17 protein-coding genes are annotated in these 17,114 nt (G+C 41.8%); 9 read left to right on the forward strand and 8 right to left on the reverse strand.

Annotation, left to right across the window (positions count from 1 at the left end; translation table 11 throughout):
- Window positions 1-6 precede the first annotated feature (6 nt).
- The 6 genes from G498_RS0112200 to hpt form a co-directional block, all read right to left on the reverse strand.
- Complete coding sequence (locus G498_RS0112200) at window positions 7-690, reverse strand: tetratricopeptide repeat protein (protein WP_026981404.1); 684 nt, start codon at window positions 688-690, stop codon at window positions 7-9.
- Between the two features lie 184 nt (window positions 691-874).
- Window positions 875-3,025 carry a S46 family peptidase gene (locus tag G498_RS0112205; RefSeq protein WP_026981405.1) on the reverse strand — a complete coding sequence of 717 codons (2,151 nt, stop codon included), beginning with the start codon at window positions 3,023-3,025 and terminating at the stop codon, window positions 875-877.
- Window positions 3,026-3,164: 139 nt separating this feature from the next.
- Window positions 3,165-4,175, reverse strand: coding sequence for a GTPase ObgE (obgE, locus tag G498_RS0112210; protein WP_026981406.1), 1,011 nt, complete (start codon window positions 4,173-4,175; stop codon window positions 3,165-3,167).
- A 22-nt stretch (window positions 4,176-4,197) separates the two neighbouring features.
- Complete coding sequence (locus tag G498_RS0112215; RefSeq protein WP_026981407.1) at window positions 4,198-5,433, reverse strand: hemolysin family protein; 1,236 nt, start codon at window positions 5,431-5,433, stop codon at window positions 4,198-4,200.
- 66 nt (window positions 5,434-5,499) lie between these two features.
- Entirely contained in the window at window positions 5,500-6,072 is a 573-nt protein-coding gene (locus G498_RS0112220; RefSeq protein ID WP_026981408.1) for an adenylate kinase, read from the reverse strand.
- A gap of 109 nt (window positions 6,073-6,181) precedes the next feature.
- Window positions 6,182-6,712, reverse strand: a complete 531-nt coding sequence (hpt, locus tag G498_RS0112225; RefSeq protein WP_026981409.1) for a hypoxanthine phosphoribosyltransferase — start codon at window positions 6,710-6,712, stop codon at window positions 6,182-6,184.
- A gap of 119 nt (window positions 6,713-6,831) precedes the next feature.
- Here hpt and G498_RS0112230 point away from each other — a divergent pair, with 119 nt between their 5' ends.
- The 4 genes from G498_RS0112230 (at window position 6,832) to G498_RS0112245 (ending at window position 11,376) form a co-directional block, all read left to right on the forward strand.
- Complete coding sequence (locus tag G498_RS0112230) at window positions 6,832-7,365, forward strand: hypothetical protein (protein ID WP_026981410.1); 534 nt, start codon at window positions 6,832-6,834, stop codon at window positions 7,363-7,365.
- Window positions 7,366-7,466: 101 nt separating this feature from the next.
- Window positions 7,467-8,624, forward strand: coding sequence for a 5-(carboxyamino)imidazole ribonucleotide synthase (locus tag G498_RS0112235; protein ID WP_026981411.1), 1,158 nt, complete (start codon window positions 7,467-7,469; stop codon window positions 8,622-8,624).
- A gap of 62 nt (window positions 8,625-8,686) precedes the next feature.
- Window positions 8,687-9,172 (forward strand): 5-(carboxyamino)imidazole ribonucleotide mutase, encoded by a 486-nt coding sequence (gene purE, locus G498_RS0112240; RefSeq protein WP_026981412.1) that lies wholly within the window; start codon window positions 8,687-8,689, stop codon window positions 9,170-9,172.
- A 176-nt stretch (window positions 9,173-9,348) separates the two neighbouring features.
- Complete coding sequence (locus G498_RS0112245) at window positions 9,349-11,376, forward strand: M3 family metallopeptidase (protein ID WP_026981413.1); 2,028 nt, start codon at window positions 9,349-9,351, stop codon at window positions 11,374-11,376.
- Window positions 11,377-11,430: 54 nt separating this feature from the next.
- On the opposite strand, the gene G498_RS0112250 is transcribed toward G498_RS0112245, so the two are convergent.
- Window positions 11,431-12,696 carry a cation:proton antiporter gene (locus G498_RS0112250; protein ID WP_026981414.1) on the reverse strand — a complete coding sequence of 422 codons (1,266 nt, stop codon included), beginning with the start codon at window positions 12,694-12,696 and terminating at the stop codon, window positions 11,431-11,433.
- Between the two features lie 147 nt (window positions 12,697-12,843).
- Here G498_RS0112250 and G498_RS0112255 point away from each other — a divergent pair, with 147 nt between their 5' ends.
- The 5 genes from G498_RS0112255 (at window position 12,844) to G498_RS0112275 (ending at window position 16,308) form a co-directional block, all read left to right on the forward strand.
- Window positions 12,844-13,347 (forward strand): GbsR/MarR family transcriptional regulator, encoded by a 504-nt coding sequence (locus tag G498_RS0112255; protein WP_026981415.1) that lies wholly within the window; start codon window positions 12,844-12,846, stop codon window positions 13,345-13,347.
- Window positions 13,348-13,413: 66 nt separating this feature from the next.
- A complete protein-coding gene (locus tag G498_RS0112260; RefSeq protein WP_026981416.1) occupies window positions 13,414-14,127 on the forward strand; it encodes a YqjF family protein in 714 nt (237 codons plus the stop codon).
- Window positions 14,124-14,945 (forward strand): DCC1-like thiol-disulfide oxidoreductase family protein, encoded by an 822-nt coding sequence (locus tag G498_RS0112265; RefSeq protein ID WP_026981417.1) that lies wholly within the window; start codon window positions 14,124-14,126, stop codon window positions 14,943-14,945. The genes G498_RS0112260 and G498_RS0112265 overlap by 4 nt, the downstream gene beginning before the upstream one ends.
- 3 nt (window positions 14,946-14,948) lie before the next feature.
- Window positions 14,949-15,878: a TIGR01777 family oxidoreductase gene (locus G498_RS0112270; RefSeq protein WP_026981418.1), complete on the forward strand. Its 930-nt coding sequence runs from the start codon at window positions 14,949-14,951 to the stop codon at window positions 15,876-15,878.
- Window positions 15,853-16,308 (forward strand): SRPBCC family protein, encoded by a 456-nt coding sequence (locus G498_RS0112275; protein WP_026981419.1) that lies wholly within the window; start codon window positions 15,853-15,855, stop codon window positions 16,306-16,308. The genes G498_RS0112270 and G498_RS0112275 overlap by 26 nt, the downstream gene beginning before the upstream one ends.
- Here the strand turns inward: G498_RS0112275 and G498_RS0112280 are convergent.
- Window positions 16,288-17,103, reverse strand: coding sequence for a hypothetical protein (locus tag G498_RS0112280; RefSeq protein ID WP_026981420.1), 816 nt, complete (start codon window positions 17,101-17,103; stop codon window positions 16,288-16,290). The genes G498_RS0112275 and G498_RS0112280 overlap by 21 nt on opposite strands.
- Window positions 17,104-17,114 lie beyond the last annotated feature (11 nt).

Below are 17,114 nucleotides of genomic sequence, written 5' to 3' on the forward strand. Positions count from 1 at the left end.
GTAATATTAGGTATTGAAATCGGTCTTTAACTTTTGGGCTTTTTCCGTGTTTTTTAATTTGTTCAAATATAAATCATAAAGCTTTTCGAAGGTGGTTTTGGAGTGACCAATTTCATGGGCTTTTTTTAAATGGATTTCGGCTTTGGCGTAGCGTTTGAAATACACGTCGATATAGCCTTTTGCCAAATAGCCGTCTACTTTGGAAAGTTGCATCAGTTCCTCGGCGTATTTCTGGGCTTTGGTTTCGCTCCCGCCTACAATTCCGGGTAATTCGATATACAGCATGACGAGCGCCCAACGGGTGTCGATGTGTTTTTTGTCCAGATGGGCGGCGGTTTCAAAAGCTTCTTTGATGTCGCCTATCATTCCTAAGGCTTTGAATTTACTGACTGATTTGGCTTTCATCCCCAACGCACCGCCGAATTTGTAGTGGTAGTTCGCGGTTTTTGGAAATTGCTGTTTTAATTTTTTGTAATAACTAATCGCTTCGTCCCATTGCTTCTGATGGCCGGCAATGTCTCCTAAATATTCGATGGTTTTGAAATCGGCTGGGTTTTGCTTGAGGTGGTTTTGAAAAAAAGGCTGTGCCGAAGCATATTTCTTTTGCCGGAAAAGGGATTCGCCCTTCTCAAAGTCGGATTGGGACCAGAGCAGTAACGGAAAAAACAAAAAAAATAAAAATGACTTCATGCCTCAAAAATAGGGAAAAGCAACCAAACACAAAAGACCTTTCCTGCTTAGCCCCGGGTGGAGCGATACCTTGTATAGCGGAACACGGGAATGCCGTTTCTCAAAATGCCCGAACCATTCGCTCCAAAAAAAAAAAATCCGGAAACATTACTGCCTCCGGATTTGATATTCAGAACTGTGAAAATTATTTCACGATAGTCATTTCGTCTACGATGTGTTTCGCATTTGAGAAATTCTCAATTACCCACAACACGTAACGGATGTCTACGTTGATGGTTCTTTGTAATTTGCTGTCGAAGATTACGTCTCCGGCCATTGCCTCGATGTTTCCGTCGAATGCTAAACCGATTAACTCTCCTTTTCCGTTTAATACTGGGGAACCGGAGTTACCGCCTGTGATATCGTTGTCGGTTAGGAAGTTAACATGTAACGAACCGTCTTTGTCTGCATAACGGCCGAACTCTTTGTTTTTGTTCATTTCTAATACACGAGCCGGTAAATCGAATTCCTGATCGTCTTTTTTGTATTTCTTCACCTGACCGGCTAAGGTAGTGTAGTTGTTGATGGTAGCATCGTTGCGTTTGTCTGCCGGCAAGGAACGCACTTTTCCGTAAGTTAAACGCAAAGTGGAGTTCGCATCCGGATATTTGATGGTTCCGATTTTAGACTCACGCAATCCTTCTACTAATTTGCGGAAAGCTGCACTGTAATCATTTTGTGCTTTAGCGATTTCATCGGATTTTGAATTGTAGTGGTTTAATAACTCGTTAGACAATTTCACTAACGGGTCGTTGGTAATTAACGCTTCGTTTGGCACTTCCAGGAACGCTTTGATACGGTCTTTTGACGATAAAATACTCAAATCAAATGCTGCGTTTACGTATTTGGTAAAATCGTTGTTGTTTGCTTTTGCTAATTCCGCAACTACCGGAGCAATGCCGTATCCTGTAGCTTTGGTGGCATACAGTTTTAATTGGGCTGCCAAAATGTCTTTTTCAGCCGGAATGTGTACTTCTTTGAAGAATTCGTCCGCCATTTCAGCAAGAGCCGGAGCCATTTGGGCACGTTTCGCAGCGTCTGCTTTAGCGTAGTTCTCCAATTGTTTTCCTAAACTTCTTGAAACCGTTCCGTAAGCGCTGGTTCGTAACAACTGCATTAGGTAATTGTCGTGACGTGCTTTTTCATTGGTCAGTTTGTAGTAGTTGTTGATGGTAGCCACTACATTTCCGTATTTTGCCTTATTCTCAGACTTGTTAGCCCATTTGTTGAATTTAGCTTCCTGAGCCGCTTTGGTTTTAGCCGTTCCGAATTTGGTTAACGCGTCGATCATTCCCTGACGGTTTTTCCAGTAGTTCGCCACACCGGCATATTTTGAAGCATATACTAAATTTAACGCTTCACTTTGGTCCATGTATTTTTTCATGGCATCCATCCCTACTTTGGATCCTTCCACCCAGGCTGGATACGCATATTTTACGTTTTGCTCGATTCCGGCTGCCGGCATCCAACGGTTGGTTCTTCCCGGATAACCTAAAATCATGGCAAAATCGTTTTCTTTAACGCCTCCGATGTTTACCGGTAAGTAGTGTTTCGGCTGTAACGGCACGTTGCTGGTTGAATATTCAGCAGGGTTTCCGTTAGCATCTGCATACACACGGAACATGGAGAAATCCGCAGTGTGACGCGGCCATTCCCAGTTGTCTGTATCGCCACCAAATTTACCTAAACTTTCCGGTGGTGTCCCTACTAAACGAACGTCTTTATAATCCTGGTACACGAAGTAGTAGAATTCATTCCCTTGGAAGAAAGAACGCACAGACACGGTGTATTTTCCGCCTTCGTTGTTTTCTTTTTCAATTTTTGCGATTTCCTGATTGATGGCTTTTTCACGCTCTGCTTCGGTCATGTTGTCGTTTACGACTGACAAAATTCTTTTGGTACAGTCGTCCATACGAACGAAGAAACGAACGAATAAGCTGGAAGGTTTTAATTCTTCTGCTCTTGAATTGGCCCAGAAACCGTTTTTAAGGTGATTTTTCTCTGCAGTAGATAATTCCGCGATAGCATCATAACCACAGTGGTGATTCGTTAATACTAATCCGTCTTTGGAAATCATTTCGGCTGTACATCCTCCGTTGAACTGCACGATAGCATCTTTCAAACTGTGGTGGTTGATGCTGTAGATTTCTTCAGCGGTTAACTGCAATCCCATTTTCTGCATATCTCGGTGGTTCAAACGCTCGATGAACATTAAAAACCACATTCCTTCATCGGCTTTTACACTTGCCGGAACAAGCATAATCGCAGCGATTAGAGATAAAAGTAATTTTTTCATAGTTAAATTTATTTTTAGTGGTGCGAATATAATTTTTTTCTGCTAACTGACTGAAGGTTATGCCTCGTAATTTTTTAGCGTTAAGAAAATTTTAACAAATATTGCACTAAAAAGAAAAACACTCCGGAGAGTGTTTCTGTTAATGGATTTCAGCGTTTAACATCTGCCAAAGCTTATCTTTTAATTCGGTTAGTCCTTGCTGGGCTACTGAGGAGATAAACATATACGGAATACCTTTAAATTCTTTGTCGAGCTGCTTTTTCATTTCCGCTTTGAGTTCGTCATCCAGCATATCGGATTTCGAGATAACCAGCAAACGGTCTTTATCCAGCATTTCCGGATTGTAGCGTCGCAATTCATCGATAAGAATGTCGTATTCTTTTTTAATGTCCGGCGCATCGGCAGGAACCAAAAATAACAAGGTCGAATTTCGTTCGATGTGACGCAAAAAGTAATGTCCTAAGCCTTTTCCTTCCGCAGCTCCTTCGATGATTCCCGGAATATCCGCAATGACAAACGACTGAAAATCACGGTAGGCCACAATACCCAAATTCGGTTTTAAAGTGGTAAACGGATAATCGGCAATTTTGGGTTTCGCGGAGGTCAGCACGGACAGCAACGTCGATTTTCCGGCATTTGGGAAACCTACCAAGCCCACATCGGCCAACACTTTTAATTCCAGAATCACATCGGTTTCTTCGCCGGGCATTCCGGGTTGGGCATAACGGGGCGTCTGATTGGTTGCGCTTCTGAAATGCCAGTTCCCCAAGCCGCCTTTTCCGCCTTTTACCAGAATTTTTTGTTCGCCGTCTTCGGTGATTTCAAAAAGGATTTCTCCGGTTTCTGCATCTTTAACCACTGTTCCGAGTGGCACTTCGATGTATTTGTCTTCGCCATCGGCTCCGGTACTGCGGGAACTTCCTCCGTCTCCGCCGTGACCTGCTTTAATATGACGCAGAAATTTCAGATGGAACAGCGTCCATAAATTTTTATTCCCCACCAGTATAACATGGCCTCCGCGACCACCATCACCCCCATCGGGTCCGCCTTTTTCAATAAATTTTTCGCGGTGCAAATGCGAAGAACCCTTTCCTCCTTTTCCGGAAGCGGCATATATTTTAACGTAATCTACAAAATTCCCTTCTGTCATTGTATCTTTTCCTCCTAATTATTTATAATTCTTCGTCTTTTAGAACACGTACCAGAATTTTATCAATTTTGATGCCGTCCATATCCATCACTTCTAACTCCATTTTATTCCAGATAAGCTTTTCGCCCACTTTAGGAATGTAACTTAATTCCGTCATAATCAAACCGCTAACCGTTGTGACATCATAATCGTTGATTAAGTCATCCATATCGAAATACGTTAGGAAATCGTGCAAAGAATAATGACCGTCAACCAGCCAGGTACCGTCTTCTCTGGCCACGAGCTGAAATTCTTCTTCATAAAACTCCGCAGCATCACCCACCAGGGCTTCCAGAATATCATTTAAGGTAATGATTCCTTGTACCACTCCGTATTCATCGGTAACCAAAGCGTAATGCACTTTGGTGGTTTTGAAAATCTCCAATGCTTTATATGCCGAAGTGTGTTCGATGAAATAAACCGGTTCTTTGCTGATGGCTTTCAAATCAAAATTCCCGCTTTTCTCAAAGCTTAAAAACAGGTCTTTTAAAAGCACCACGCCCACAACATTATCGAGATTCTCTTCACAAACCGGATAGACCGAATGCAGTTCCTCTAATACTTTTTGTTTGGTTTCCGTTAAATTGTCTTCCAACGAAAGGTACATCACGGATTTACGGTGAGTCATCAGGGAATTTACTTTTCGGTCGCCAATATGGAACACGCGCTCCACAATATCTTGTTCAATTTCCTGAACTTCTCCTACTTCAGTTCCTTCTTTAATGATGGCTTTAATTTCTTCTTCGGTTACTTTTCCGTCCGCAGTCGGCTTGATTTTTAACACGTCCAGCACAAAATCCGTTGAAGTGGTTAACAACCAGATAAAAGGCGCTGTGATTACCGAAATCATTTTCATCGGAACGGCAACCGCTTTGGCAATCGTTTCCGGATAATTCAATCCGATGCGCTTTGGCAGTAATTCTCCTAAGACCAGTGAAAAATAAGTTAAGACCACAACCACAATCCCCACAGCAAGGCTTTGAGAATAGGGTTTCAGCATTTCAAACTGCTCTAAAAAAAGCTGAACGTTATCGGTTACTTTTTCACCACTGTAAATACCCGTCAGAATCCCGATTAAGGTGATTCCGATTTGTACCGTCGATAAAAATTTGTTTGGCGAATTGGCCAGATCCAAAGCTGTTTTTGCACTCGTGTTACCTTTTTTAGCGGCGGTTTCCAACCTGTTTTTTCTTGCTGAGATGAGTGCAATTTCCGACATGGAGAATACTCCATTGAGTAAAATCAGCAAGAAAATTATGACTATTTCCAAATTTTAGAATTTTAGTTACAATTTGTCTATCACGTTACTCAAACGTTCCGTTATTTCTGCGATAGAACCAATACCGTTTACGGCGTAAAATTTGTTTTGTGCTTTATAGTAATCCATTAAAGGAGCGGTTTTCTCATTATACTCCTGGTAACGGTTACGGATTTTTTCTTCGTCCTGATCGTCTGCCCTTCCGGAGGTTTTTCCGCGTTCCAGAATTCGTTGTACCAGCACATCGTCGTCGGCTTCTAAAGCTATGGTCGCGGTTACTTCCCAGCTTTTGCTTTTCAGAAAAGCATCCAGTGCGTCGGCTTGTGCCAGAGTTCTCGGAAAACCGTCAAACAAAAACCCTTTCGAATCTAAATGTTTGTCTACTTCGTCCTGTAACATTTTAATGGTTACGCTGTCCGGCACCAAATCGCCGTTGTCGATGTAGCTTTTGGCTTCTTTTCCTAAAGCCGTATCGTTCTTCATGTTGTAACGAAAGATATCGCCTGTGGAAAGGTGCGTTAAATTGTATTTTTCTTTTAAAAATTCTGCCTGAGTTCCTTTACCCGCGCCCGGTTTCCCGAACAAAACAATGTTGATCATTTTAAAAAGTTAAATTATAGTATGTTGTTTATGTTTATTCTTCATTTAAAGATTTGAAAAACACTGTCAAACAAGAATCTTTCAATTTATAAATCTTTTAATCTTTCAATTACTTTAACTGATACACTTCCGGCAGATTTCTTCCCAAGCCGTCGTAATCCAGACCGAAACCTACGATAAAACGGTTTTCAATTTCGATACCAATATAATCAATTTTAATATCTTTTTTATACGCTTCGGGTTTTAAAAACAAAGTCGCAAATTTTAACTGCTTTAGGTTTTTAGCTGAAAAAAGTTTGTACAGTTCCTCCACCGTATTTCCGGTATCTACGATATCTTCAATAACCACAACGGTTCTTCCGGTTAAATCCTGATTGAGACCGATTAACTGTTTTACTTCGTGCGTGCTTTCCATGCCGTCGTAGGAAGCCATTTTGATGAAGCTTACCTCGCAAGGTTTTTTGTAGTGTTTCATAAAATCGGACACCACCATAAAAGCGCCGTTTAAAACACCGATAAAAACAGGAGTTTCATTCCCCATATCGTCTGCAACCTGTTTTGCCATTTTGGCTATAGCCCAATCCAGTTCTTCTGTCGAAATAAAAGGTACAAACTGTTTGTCGTGAAGTTGAATTTCCATCGTTAACTTATAGAATAATTGGCAAAGATAATTATTTTTAGCTATGTGACAGGAATTATACTTATGAATTGTCAATTCGGAATTTTCCCCTAATTTTAGTACCTCCAACGGATTTCCAAATGACGACAAGCTTTACCGAACAACTGAGCAAAATCAACGCCAGTACCGAAAACCGAAACCGGATGCGGGATTTTGTCCTACAACATCCGGAAGTTTTAAAAGACCTGATAACCTTCGGAACCGACCTGAACAACAAAAACCATCACAAAGGCGTCTGGATTATCGAAATGCTGGCCGAACACCAAACCGAACTGCTTTTCCCCTTTGCGGATAAAATCTGTGAGACTATTTCCAAGTATAAAAACGATTCTGCGATAAGAGGCATGTCTCGGGTAGCTTATTTCCTTGGCACAACAAAATCCATAAAACTCACGGAATTCCAACACGAAAAACTGGTCGAAATCTGTTTGGACTGGTTAATTCGCGACGAACGCGTAGCCTGCAAAGTGTACGCCATGAAAACCCTGCAGCATTTCGGCAAAAAAGAACCCTGGATTGCCGACGAATTAAAAGACATTGTAAGCCGCGATTACGCTTCCCAATCGGCAGGATACAAAGCTGCGGCCCGGGAAGTTCTCGGAAAAAGGCGATAACCGGTTCGTCATAATTCTAATTATCCCTTATCAACTGTCAATTATGCATTGTTAATTATCAAGGGAATAGTATCTTTGCAGTGAAACAACAACACACTGAAATGAATTATTTTTCTTCCGATTTCAAATTAGGAATTCTAGGCGGAGGCCAATTAGGAAAAATGCTATTGGCCGAAACCCGCAAATTTGACATTCAAACTTACGTTTTAGATCCCAGCAGCGAAGCACCTTCCCAATTTGGTGCCGCTAAATTTTTCCGGGGCAATTTGATGGACTTTGAAACCGTGTACCAATTCGGGAAAATGGTCGATTTGTTAACCATTGAAATTGAAAACGTTAACTTAGATGCTCTGGATGCTTTGGAAGAAGAAGGTTTAAAAGTCTATCCTTCCCCCAAGACCTTGCGGCTGATTCAGAACAAAGGCCGTCAGAAGGATTTTTATGTAGAAAACAGCATCCCGACTTCTGCGCATCAGCGTTTTGTTGACATCAACGACCTGAAAAAAGCGTTGGAAAACGACGAACTGGAATTCCCTTTTGTATGGAAATGCGCACAATTCGGTTACGACGGTAACGGGGTGAAAATCGTCCGTTCCACTATGGATTTAATCGATTTACCCGAAGTGGAATGCATCGCCGAACAAATGGTTCCGTTTAAAAACGAATTGGCCGTGATTGTTTCCCGAAGCGTGTCCGGAGAAATCAAAACCTATCCGGTGGTGGAAATGGAATTCCATCCGGAAGCCAATCAGGTGGAATATGTAATCTGTCCGGCGCGTATTGACGAAAAAGTGGCCGAAAAAGCACAAAAAGTCGCTTTAAAAGTATCGGAAGCCTTCAATCATATTGGTCTTTTGGCCGTTGAAATGTTCCAGACCGAAGACGATGAAATTCTGGTAAACGAAGTAGCGCCGCGCCCGCACAATTCCGGGCATTATTCTATTGAAGCGAGTTACACTTCTCAATTTGAACAACATATCCGTGCCATTTTAAACTTACCGTTAGGCAATACCGACAGTAAAGTAGCCGGAATCATGGTAAATCTGGTAGGGGAAGAAGGTTTTTCAGGCCCCGTGGTTTATGAAAACATCGAAAAAATCATGGCGATTGACGGTGTAACCCCGCACATTTACGGAAAAAGAGAAACCCGTCCGTTCCGAAAAATGGGCCACGTGACCATCGTGAACGAAAACATGGCAGCCGCCCGAAAAATTGCCGAAGAAGTGAAGAACAGTATTCGAGTAATCAGTGTCCAGTAATTAGTTTTCGGAAAGCAGACAACATTTATAAATAACCAAATAAACGAATAACCTAACATACAATGAATAAAGTAGCCATCGTAATGGGAAGTGTTTCCGACATGCCGGTCATGCAGGAAGCCATCGATATTTTAAAAACCTTCGGCATTGAAACCGAAGTCGACATAGTTTCAGCTCACCGCACACCGGAAAAACTTTTCGATTTCAGTAAAAATGCACACAACCGAGGTATTGCTGTAATCATTGCCGGAGCCGGTGGTGCAGCGCATTTACCGGGCATGGTCGCTTCGATGAGCCCGCTTCCGGTTATTGGCGTTCCGGTAAAATCCAGCAATTCCATCGACGGCTGGGATTCGGTTTTATCGATTTTACAGATGCCGGGCGGGGTTCCGGTAGCAACTGTAGCGCTTAACGGAGCCAAAAACGCCGGAATTTTGGCTGCACAAATCATCGGAAGCCATGACAAAAACGTTCTGAATAAAATGATTGATTACAAAGAAGGATTAAAACAAGCGGTGCTGACGGCAGCGGAAAACCTTAAGAAATAAAAAGTGAAAAAGCGCTTTGTGGCTAGCGCTTTTTCGGGGTCCACAAAACTAATGGGTTACTATTAGTTGCTGTGTATCGTAATGTTATTTGGGTCAAAAAGGCGAGTAATTGACTCGTTTTCAGAAAACTTATCTCGTCAAAAATATAGTTTTTACCGATAAACTGCAAATAAAAAATGAATATTTTAACACAAAAATTCGTCAACAAGCATAATACCGCACCTTTTTCGCAAATTAAAATGGACGATTACCTGCCAGCCATCAAGGAAGGAATCGCCCAAACCCGTTCGGAAATTGATGCCATTGTAGCCAATCCGGAAACCCCAACTTTTGAAAATACGGTGGTAGCTTTGGAATTTGCCGGTCAGACCTTAGATCGCATCACCAGCATCTTTTTTAATTTAAATTCGGCCGAAACCAGCGACCAAATGCAGAAAATCGCGCAGGAAGTTTCCCCTATGCTAACCGAACTGAGCAACGACATCACTTTAAACACGGCTTTGTTCGAACGAATCAAAACGGTTTACAATCAAAAAGACGAATTGGCGCTTTCTACGGAACAAGCCATGCTTCTGGATAAAAAATACAAAAACTTTTCCCGAAACGGAGCGCTTTTACCAGAAAACAAAAAGGCTCGATTACGCGAAATCGACACCGAATTAGCCAAACTGAAACTGACGTTCGGCGAAAACGTATTAGCAGAAACCAACGCCTATCAGCTTCACATCACAAAAGCGGAAGACCTGAGCGGTTTACCGGAAGGCACCATCGAAGCGGCCCGTACTTTAGCCAAAAGCCAGGAAAAAGAAGGCTGGATTTTCACTCTGGACATGCCCAGCTATCAGCCCTTTATCACCTACGCCGACAACCGCGAATTGCGCAAAACCTTAGCTATCGCTTACGGCAAAAAAGGATTTCAGGACAATGCTTTCAACAACGAAAACAATGTGCTGCGAATTGCGAATTTGCGTCACGAACGCGCTAATCTGCTGGGCTATAAAACCCATGCCGATTTCGTCTTGGAAGAACGCATGGCGCAAACCCCGGAAAAAGTGAAGGCGTTTTTAAACGATTTGCTTACCAAAGCCAAACCAGCCGCCGAAAGAGAATTCAAACAGCTAACCGCTTTCGCCGAAAAACAGGACGGCATTACGCAACTGGAAAAATGGGATGGTGCGTATTATTCCGAAAAACTGCGTCAGGAACTGTTCAATCTGGACGATGAAAAACTGAAACCTTATTTCAAACTGGAAAACGTGCAGCACGGCGCTTTTGAAGTCGCTAATAAACTCTTCGGATTAACCTTTACCGAAGTGTTCGACATCGACAAATACCACGAAGACGTTCATACCTTTGAAGTAACCGATGAAAAAGGCGAATTGGTTGCGATTTTCTACTCCGATTTCTTTCCGAGAAAGGGAAAACGAAACGGTGCCTGGATGACGTCCTTCAAGCCGCAATATGTGAAAGACGGCGTAAACGAACGTCCGCATGTGTCCATCGTTTGCAATTTCACCAAACCGACGGAAACCAAGCCTTCTTTGTTGACTTTTAACGAAGTGACGACCTTGTTTCATGAATTTGGTCACGCGTTGCACGGCATGTTGGCCAATACAACTTATCCGAGTTTATCGGGAACTTCCGTGTACTGGGATTTTGTGGAACTGCCGAGTCAGGTGATGGAAAACTGGTGTTACGAACCGGAAGCTTTGGCGTTGTTTGCGCATCATTACGAAACCGGTGAAATCATTCCACAGGAATATGTAGATAAAATCAAGGAAAGCGCAAGCTTTTTAGAAGGTATGGCGACTTTGCGGCAATTGAGCTTCGGTTTACTGGACATGGATTTTCACGGCGCTGATTCTTCAGGCATCACCAACGTAAAAGCATTCGAGAAAAAGTCGATGGAAAACACGGCTTTGTATCCGGATGTGGCGGAAAACTGCATGAGTGTTTCTTTTTCGCATATTTTTCAGGGCGGCTATTCCTCAGGCTATTACAGCTACAAATGGGCGGAAGTTTTGGATGCCGATGCGTTCGCTTATTTTCAGGAAAATGGCATTTTCAATAAAGAAGTGGCCGATAAATTCAAAGATTACGTACTTTCACAAGGCGGAACCGATCATCCGATGACCTTGTACAAAAAATTCAGAGGTCAGGAACCGAAACCGGAAGCGCTTTTGAAACGTGCAGGATTACTATAACAAAAAAGAGGCTGTCCGTAAAAGACAACCTCTTTTTTATGCTTTATTTTTCAATTATTGTTCATCTTCCAGCATCTTATTGGCAAACTTCCCGATGGTTAATCCCTGAATAAGAATCGAGAACAGCACTACGATATAAGTAATTTCCAACAGCAAATCTTTGTAATCTCCTGCCGGCAAAGACAGCACCAGCGCAATGGAAACCCCACCGCGGATACCGCCCCAAACCATCACCATTAAAGAACCTCTGGTATAACTCGGCTGAATGCCCAAAAACTTGAAAACCTTGAAAAATTTCCACGGCAAAACCATCGACAGCCCTCTGGCAAACAACACAATGAAAATAGACACCAGTCCGATGATAATCTGATCGGTCAAATCGGGCAACAGCAGCAATTCGAATCCGATGAATAAAAACAGGATGGCGTTTAAAATTTCATCGATAAGCTCCCAGAATTTTTCAAGATAGTCCCTTGTTTGCTCGGTCATGGCTACTTTTTTTCCGTAGTTTCCGATAATTAAACCGGCTACCACCATCGCCAACGGACTGGAAACATGCAGTGCTTTGGCTATCAGAAAGCCTCCCATTACAATCGACAGGGTAATCAAAACGGATACTTTGTAATCGTCTATCTTTTTAATGACTTTAGAAGCGGTATAGCCCAAAGTCCCTCCTAAGATAACGCCTCCTAATCCCTCCTGAAGAAACAGTAACGAAACCGAACCAAAGGTTGCATTAAAATCAACATCGGTAACCATTTTCAGCACTACGGCAAACATTACTACCGCAATACCGTCGTTAAACAGGGATTCGCCCACTATTTTCGTTTCGATGCGTTTGGGAACGTTAGCCTGCTTCAACACGCCTAACACCACAATCGGATCGGTGGGTGAAATCAGCGTTCCGAACAACAAACAATAAACGTAAGGAATGTGAATGCCAACAATCGGCGCAATAAAATACAACAGCCCGGAAATAATAAATGCGGATAGAATCACACTCACCGTAGAATAAATCATAATCGGGATTTTCTGCTCTCTGAGATCTGAAATATTCACGTGCAAGGCTCCGGCAAACAATAGAAAATTAAGCATGGCACCCATGAGCACCTCGTTGAAATCGAATTCATTGATCAGTTCAAAAAAGTGACTGGTGGTTTTGGGAAAGTACGAATCGCCAACCAGCCGAATCCCCAAGGAAACCAGCATCGCTATAATCATGATACCGATGGTGCCCGGCAATTTCAAAAAACGCAGATTCAGGTAGGCAAAAAATGAGGCTAATACAATTAAAACGGAAAAGGTGTAGTATAATTCCATGAACTGAGGTTTTTACAAAAATATTTTTTCAGGCTTCATAAAACAAGTCTGAACAATACAATTAACAAAAATTTACATGGTCTCTTAAAATTAAAATATCTTTCATTTTTTTTTGAAAGTTTAAAAACTTCTTTATATCTTTGAAATATGGATTTCAAGGAAGCTAAAAATAAATTCGTTCAGACCTGGGGTGCTTTGGGATCGCAATGGGGCATCAACAAAACGATGGCGCAGATTCACGCTTTGCTGATGGTATCCAACGAACCGGTATCTATGGAAGACATCATGGAAGAATTGCAAATCTCCCGCGGAAACGCAAGCATGAATTTAAGAGCTTTAATGGATTGGGGCATTGTCTATAAAGAATTCAAAGCAGGAGAACGCCGCGAATTTTTTACCGCCGAAAAAGATTTGGATGAGTTGGCGGTTAAAATTTCCAAAGAACGCAGCAAACGAGAAATTAAGCCTGCGCTGAAAGTTTTAAAAGAAGTTTCCTCCATCAATGCCAACGCTTCCGCGGAAGAAAAACACTTTGTGGAGCAAACGTCGAAACTGTATGATTTCGTTTTAAAAGCCGATAACGTGCTGGACAAAATTACTGAGTACAAAGACAATTGGCTGGCACAACTATTAGTCAAATTCATGAAATAATATATTTTTTGATTGAAAGTTTCATTTTTTTCTGAAAGTTTAAAATAAACAATAAAATTTAAAAACATGTCCTTCTTAACCGCACACTGGAAAAATTTAATCATGGCCAACTACATTGTTCCTCCCGATTTCCTGAAAAAATACCTTCCGGCTGGTACTGAATTAGATTTATGGAACGGAAACTGTTATGTAAGTCTGGTCGGTTTTCTGTTCAAAAACACAAAAGTTTTAGGGCTTCGCATCCCGAAACATACTGATTTTGAAGAAGTCAATCTTCGGTTCTATGTAAAACGTTTTGAAAGCGGTAAATGGAAACGCGGCGTGGTGTTCATCAAGGAAATTGTTCCGAAAAGCGCCATCACTTTTGTAGCCAACACCTTTTACAAAGAAAATTACGAAACCCGTCCGATGGCGCACCAAAACAAATTACAGGCTGAAGTGCTTAACGTGGCCTATCAATGGAAAAATCAGGAAAATATAAATTCTATCGAAGTAAATGCTTATGATTTTGCTACCGATATCGATGCGGAAAGCGAAGCGGAATTCATCATGGAACATTATTTCGGCTACACCCGTTTCAACGAAAACACCACATACGAATACGAAGTACAGCATCCGAAATGGAAACAGTACTTCATCAAAAACCACAACATTCAGATTGATTTTTCCAAAGTGTACGGCAACGATTTTTCCTTTCTGAATACTTTACAACCTACCTCTGTATTTCTTGCGGAAGGTTCTGAGATTAGCGTAAAAAACAAACGAAAATTAGTATTATGAAAACCTTGGAAAACCAAACGATATTGTATGACGAAGACTGTCCGCTTTGTCAGGCGTACACCTCAGCCTTTGTAAAAACAGGGATGCTGGACAAAAACGGCAGAAAACCATACTGCAACATTGGTGAAACCGAACAAGAGTTCATCGATACCGAAAGAGCCGCGAATGAAATTGCGTTAGTGGATTACCAAGCCAAAACCGTGCTATACGGTATTGAAAGTCTGCTGAAAATCATTGGCAATTCTTTCCCTTGGATTGAAAAGATTGGTCATTTGGCTCCGGTAAATTACTTTCTGAAAAAAACCTACTCTTTTATTTCCTATAACAGAAAAGTAATCATGCCGAGTGTGGTACGGGAAAATCAAACCGTAAAATGCGAACCCACTTTTAACCATTCTTATCGCATAACCTATCTGATATTGGCAGTTTTAGTAACCACTTTGGTGCTTTTCGAATGTTCAAAACTGTTACCGCAACTTCCTGAGAGCAGTATTTGGCGGGAATTTTCCCTTGCTGTGGGACAGATTGGTTTTCAAAGTCTCTTTTTGATCCGTTCCGACCGAAAAAAACTACTTACGTATTTGGGCAACATGATGACAGTTTCGCTTTTCGGCTCTTTGCTCCTGCTCCCGATAATTATCGCTTCAAAATTTACAACTCTCAGCGGTAATTTAATACTGATATGGTTCGGAATAACTGTCATGCTGATGCTAAAAGAACATTTCCGAAGAATTACACTTTTAAAACTGCCGGTTTATTTAACACCAACCTGGGTGTTATACCGCATCATTGCTTTATTCATCATCCTAAATTTTTGAAAAATGAAAATTATCATCGCTGCCGGAACCGGTTTTTTGGGAAATGTACTCATCGGCTACTTTCAGAACCAATCAAATGACATTGTGGTACTGACCCGAGGCAAGACGATGCTGAAAAACAACATCCGCTACATTCACTGGAACGCCAAAACCATGACGGGCTGGGAAAAAGAACTCGAAAATGCCGACGTTTTAATCAACTTAGCCGGAAAATCCGTGGATTGCCGTTACAACGAAGCTAACAAAAAAGAAATCCTGCTTTCCCGTATCAAAAGCACCAAATTGTTGAACAAAGCGGTTTTACAATGCCAGAATCCTCCGAAACACTGGCTAAATGCTTCCACCGCAACGATTTACCGACATTCCGAAGACCAACAGATGGACGAATACACCGGTGAAATCGGGAATGATTTTTCCATGAATGTGGCACAAAGCTGGGAGAAAGCGTTTTTCAAAACGGAAACGCCAAATACTAAGAAAACAGCTTTACGAACATCGATCGTTCTGGGCAAAAAAGGAGGTGCTTTTCCACCGTTGAAAAATCTGACTCAATTGGGCTTTGGCGGAAAACAGGGCAACGGCAACCAATTCATCAGTTGGATTCATGAGGAGGATTTTGCAAGAGCTGTCGCATTTGTTGTAGAAAAAGAAATCACCGGAAAAATCAACATTGTTGCTCCGGAACCAATCCAGAACCGCTTTTTTATGAAAGCCTTACGCAAAGAAATGAAAGTTTCTTTCGGTGCGCCACTGGGAAAACGAATGCTGAAATTCGGTGCGAAAATCATCGGAACGGAAACAGAACTGGTCTTAAAAAGTCGAAATATCATCCCAAAACGCCTGACGGAAAACGGTTTTACCTTCCGCTATACAAAAATCGACAAAGTCTTTCAAAATTTACTCGGCCATGACCACACTAAAGCTAATCACTAAAATTAACGCGGATAAACAAACGGTTTTCGATTTAAGCCGCAACATTGATTTGCACCGGCAAAGCATGAAAACTTCAGATGAAAAAGCAGTCGATGGAATTACCTCAGGACTGATCAGCTTACATGAAACGGTAACGTTCAAAGGAAGGCATTTCGGGTTTTGGCATACGCATCAAAGCAAAATTACCGAGATGACATTTTATGATTCGTTTACCGACGAAATGATTCAGGGTAAATTCAAATCTTTTAAACACCATCATCTTTTCCATGAAAAAAGCGGGCAAACTACTATGATTGATGAAGTGACGTATGAAATTCCGTTTGGATTTTTGGGCGCTATTTCCAACCGTTTGTTCCTAAAAAAATACCTGATCCGATTGCTTGAAAAACGGAATGCTTTCATCAAAAAATCAGCCGAAAAACAACACTAAAACCCACCAGAAAACCGGCACACTTTCCACCCAAAACAAAGTGTAATATTCCGAGCGTTTCGGGCTGGCGAAAAGGGTAAACAAAGCGATTACGATTATCAGTACGAGATTGATCCAAAGTTGTACCATCTGGAAATCCGACTTAAAAAACTCCAGACAATAGAACGGCACCAACAGAAAAAGATTGAGCAGTTTGGTCTTTTCAACGCCCAACTTCTGCGGAACGGTCTGCAGCGACAAATCATCGTGTTTCAAATCGATAATCTCAAAAATCAGAATCAGAATGATCACTAAGAGAAAACGCTGGCAGAATTTTAACCAAACGTCCTGTGACAGTGGCAAATCCGCATTGATAATCGGCAGAAAAAGGGTGATGCCTGCCCAACAAAAAGCAACGATGTAAATCTTGACGCCGGCCCAATTGCGGGCATTGCCTATCTTCGGAAAAACCGGTAAGGTATACAGCATTGTCAGGCCTAAAAAAGCAACCGATACGATTTGCGTCTGGCGTTCCAACTGAAAAAAGCAATACGCCGTGGCTAAAAACGAGACGAAACTTAAGGCTACAATCGCTTTGCGTTCAGCCGTCATTTTGAGCTTTTTGGCGCGCACCATTTCATCGTATTTGACAAAATTATAGCCTACGATGGTACCAAAAAACGCAAACAACGCCATAGGCTGGTTGTAGTCGATGTGGAAGAAATGAAACGTCATGCGCACCAAGGCGTAAACCGCCAGCGCTACGTGTATGCTTCCGTGCAGATAAAAGTCGAATATGCGTTTGAGTAATGCCATCCTTACAAAAG

This window comes from Flavobacterium suncheonense GH29-5 = DSM 17707 (assembly GCF_000430025.1).
Classification (GTDB): domain Bacteria; phylum Bacteroidota; class Bacteroidia; order Flavobacteriales; family Flavobacteriaceae; genus Flavobacterium; species Flavobacterium suncheonense.

What these genes read in the sequence shown, in the direction of transcription:
- G498_RS0112235 (WP_026981411.1), top strand. Translation starts at nt 7,467, where the DNA reads ATGAATTATTTTTCTTCCGATTTCAAATTAGGAATTCTAGGCGGAGGC.
- G498_RS0112265 (WP_026981417.1), top strand. Translation starts at nt 14,124, where the DNA reads ATGAAAACCTTGGAAAACCAAACGATATTGTATGACGAAGACTGTCCG.
- G498_RS0112200 (WP_026981404.1), bottom strand. Translation starts at nt 690, where the DNA reads ATGAAGTCATTTTTATTTTTTTTGTTTTTTCCGTTACTGCTCTGGTCC.
- obgE (WP_026981406.1), bottom strand. Translation starts at nt 4,175, where the DNA reads ATGACAGAAGGGAATTTTGTAGATTACGTTAAAATATATGCCGCTTCC.
- purE (WP_026981412.1), top strand. Translation starts at nt 8,687, where the DNA reads ATGAATAAAGTAGCCATCGTAATGGGAAGTGTTTCCGACATGCCGGTC.
- G498_RS0112220 (WP_026981408.1), bottom strand. Translation starts at nt 6,072, where the DNA reads ATGATCAACATTGTTTTGTTCGGGAAACCGGGCGCGGGTAAAGGAACT.
- G498_RS0112275 (WP_026981419.1), top strand. Translation starts at nt 15,853, where the DNA reads ATGACCACACTAAAGCTAATCACTAAAATTAACGCGGATAAACAAACG.
- G498_RS0112205 (WP_026981405.1), bottom strand. Translation starts at nt 3,025, where the DNA reads ATGAAAAAATTACTTTTATCTCTAATCGCTGCGATTATGCTTGTTCCG.
- G498_RS0112250 (WP_026981414.1), bottom strand. Translation starts at nt 12,696, where the DNA reads ATGGAATTATACTACACCTTTTCCGTTTTAATTGTATTAGCCTCATTT.
- G498_RS0112245 (WP_026981413.1), top strand. Translation starts at nt 9,349, where the DNA reads ATGAATATTTTAACACAAAAATTCGTCAACAAGCATAATACCGCACCT.
- G498_RS0112270 (WP_026981418.1), top strand. Translation starts at nt 14,949, where the DNA reads ATGAAAATTATCATCGCTGCCGGAACCGGTTTTTTGGGAAATGTACTC.
- G498_RS0112260 (WP_026981416.1), top strand. Translation starts at nt 13,414, where the DNA reads ATGTCCTTCTTAACCGCACACTGGAAAAATTTAATCATGGCCAACTAC.
- hpt (WP_026981409.1), bottom strand. Translation starts at nt 6,712, where the DNA reads ATGGAAATTCAACTTCACGACAAACAGTTTGTACCTTTTATTTCGACA.
- G498_RS0112255 (WP_026981415.1), top strand. Translation starts at nt 12,844, where the DNA reads ATGGATTTCAAGGAAGCTAAAAATAAATTCGTTCAGACCTGGGGTGCT.
- G498_RS0112215 (WP_026981407.1), bottom strand. Translation starts at nt 5,433, where the DNA reads ATGTCGGAAATTGCACTCATCTCAGCAAGAAAAAACAGGTTGGAAACC.
- G498_RS0112280 (WP_026981420.1), bottom strand. Translation starts at nt 17,103, where the DNA reads ATGGCATTACTCAAACGCATATTCGACTTTTATCTGCACGGAAGCATA.
- G498_RS0112230 (WP_026981410.1), top strand. Translation starts at nt 6,832, where the DNA reads ATGACGACAAGCTTTACCGAACAACTGAGCAAAATCAACGCCAGTACC.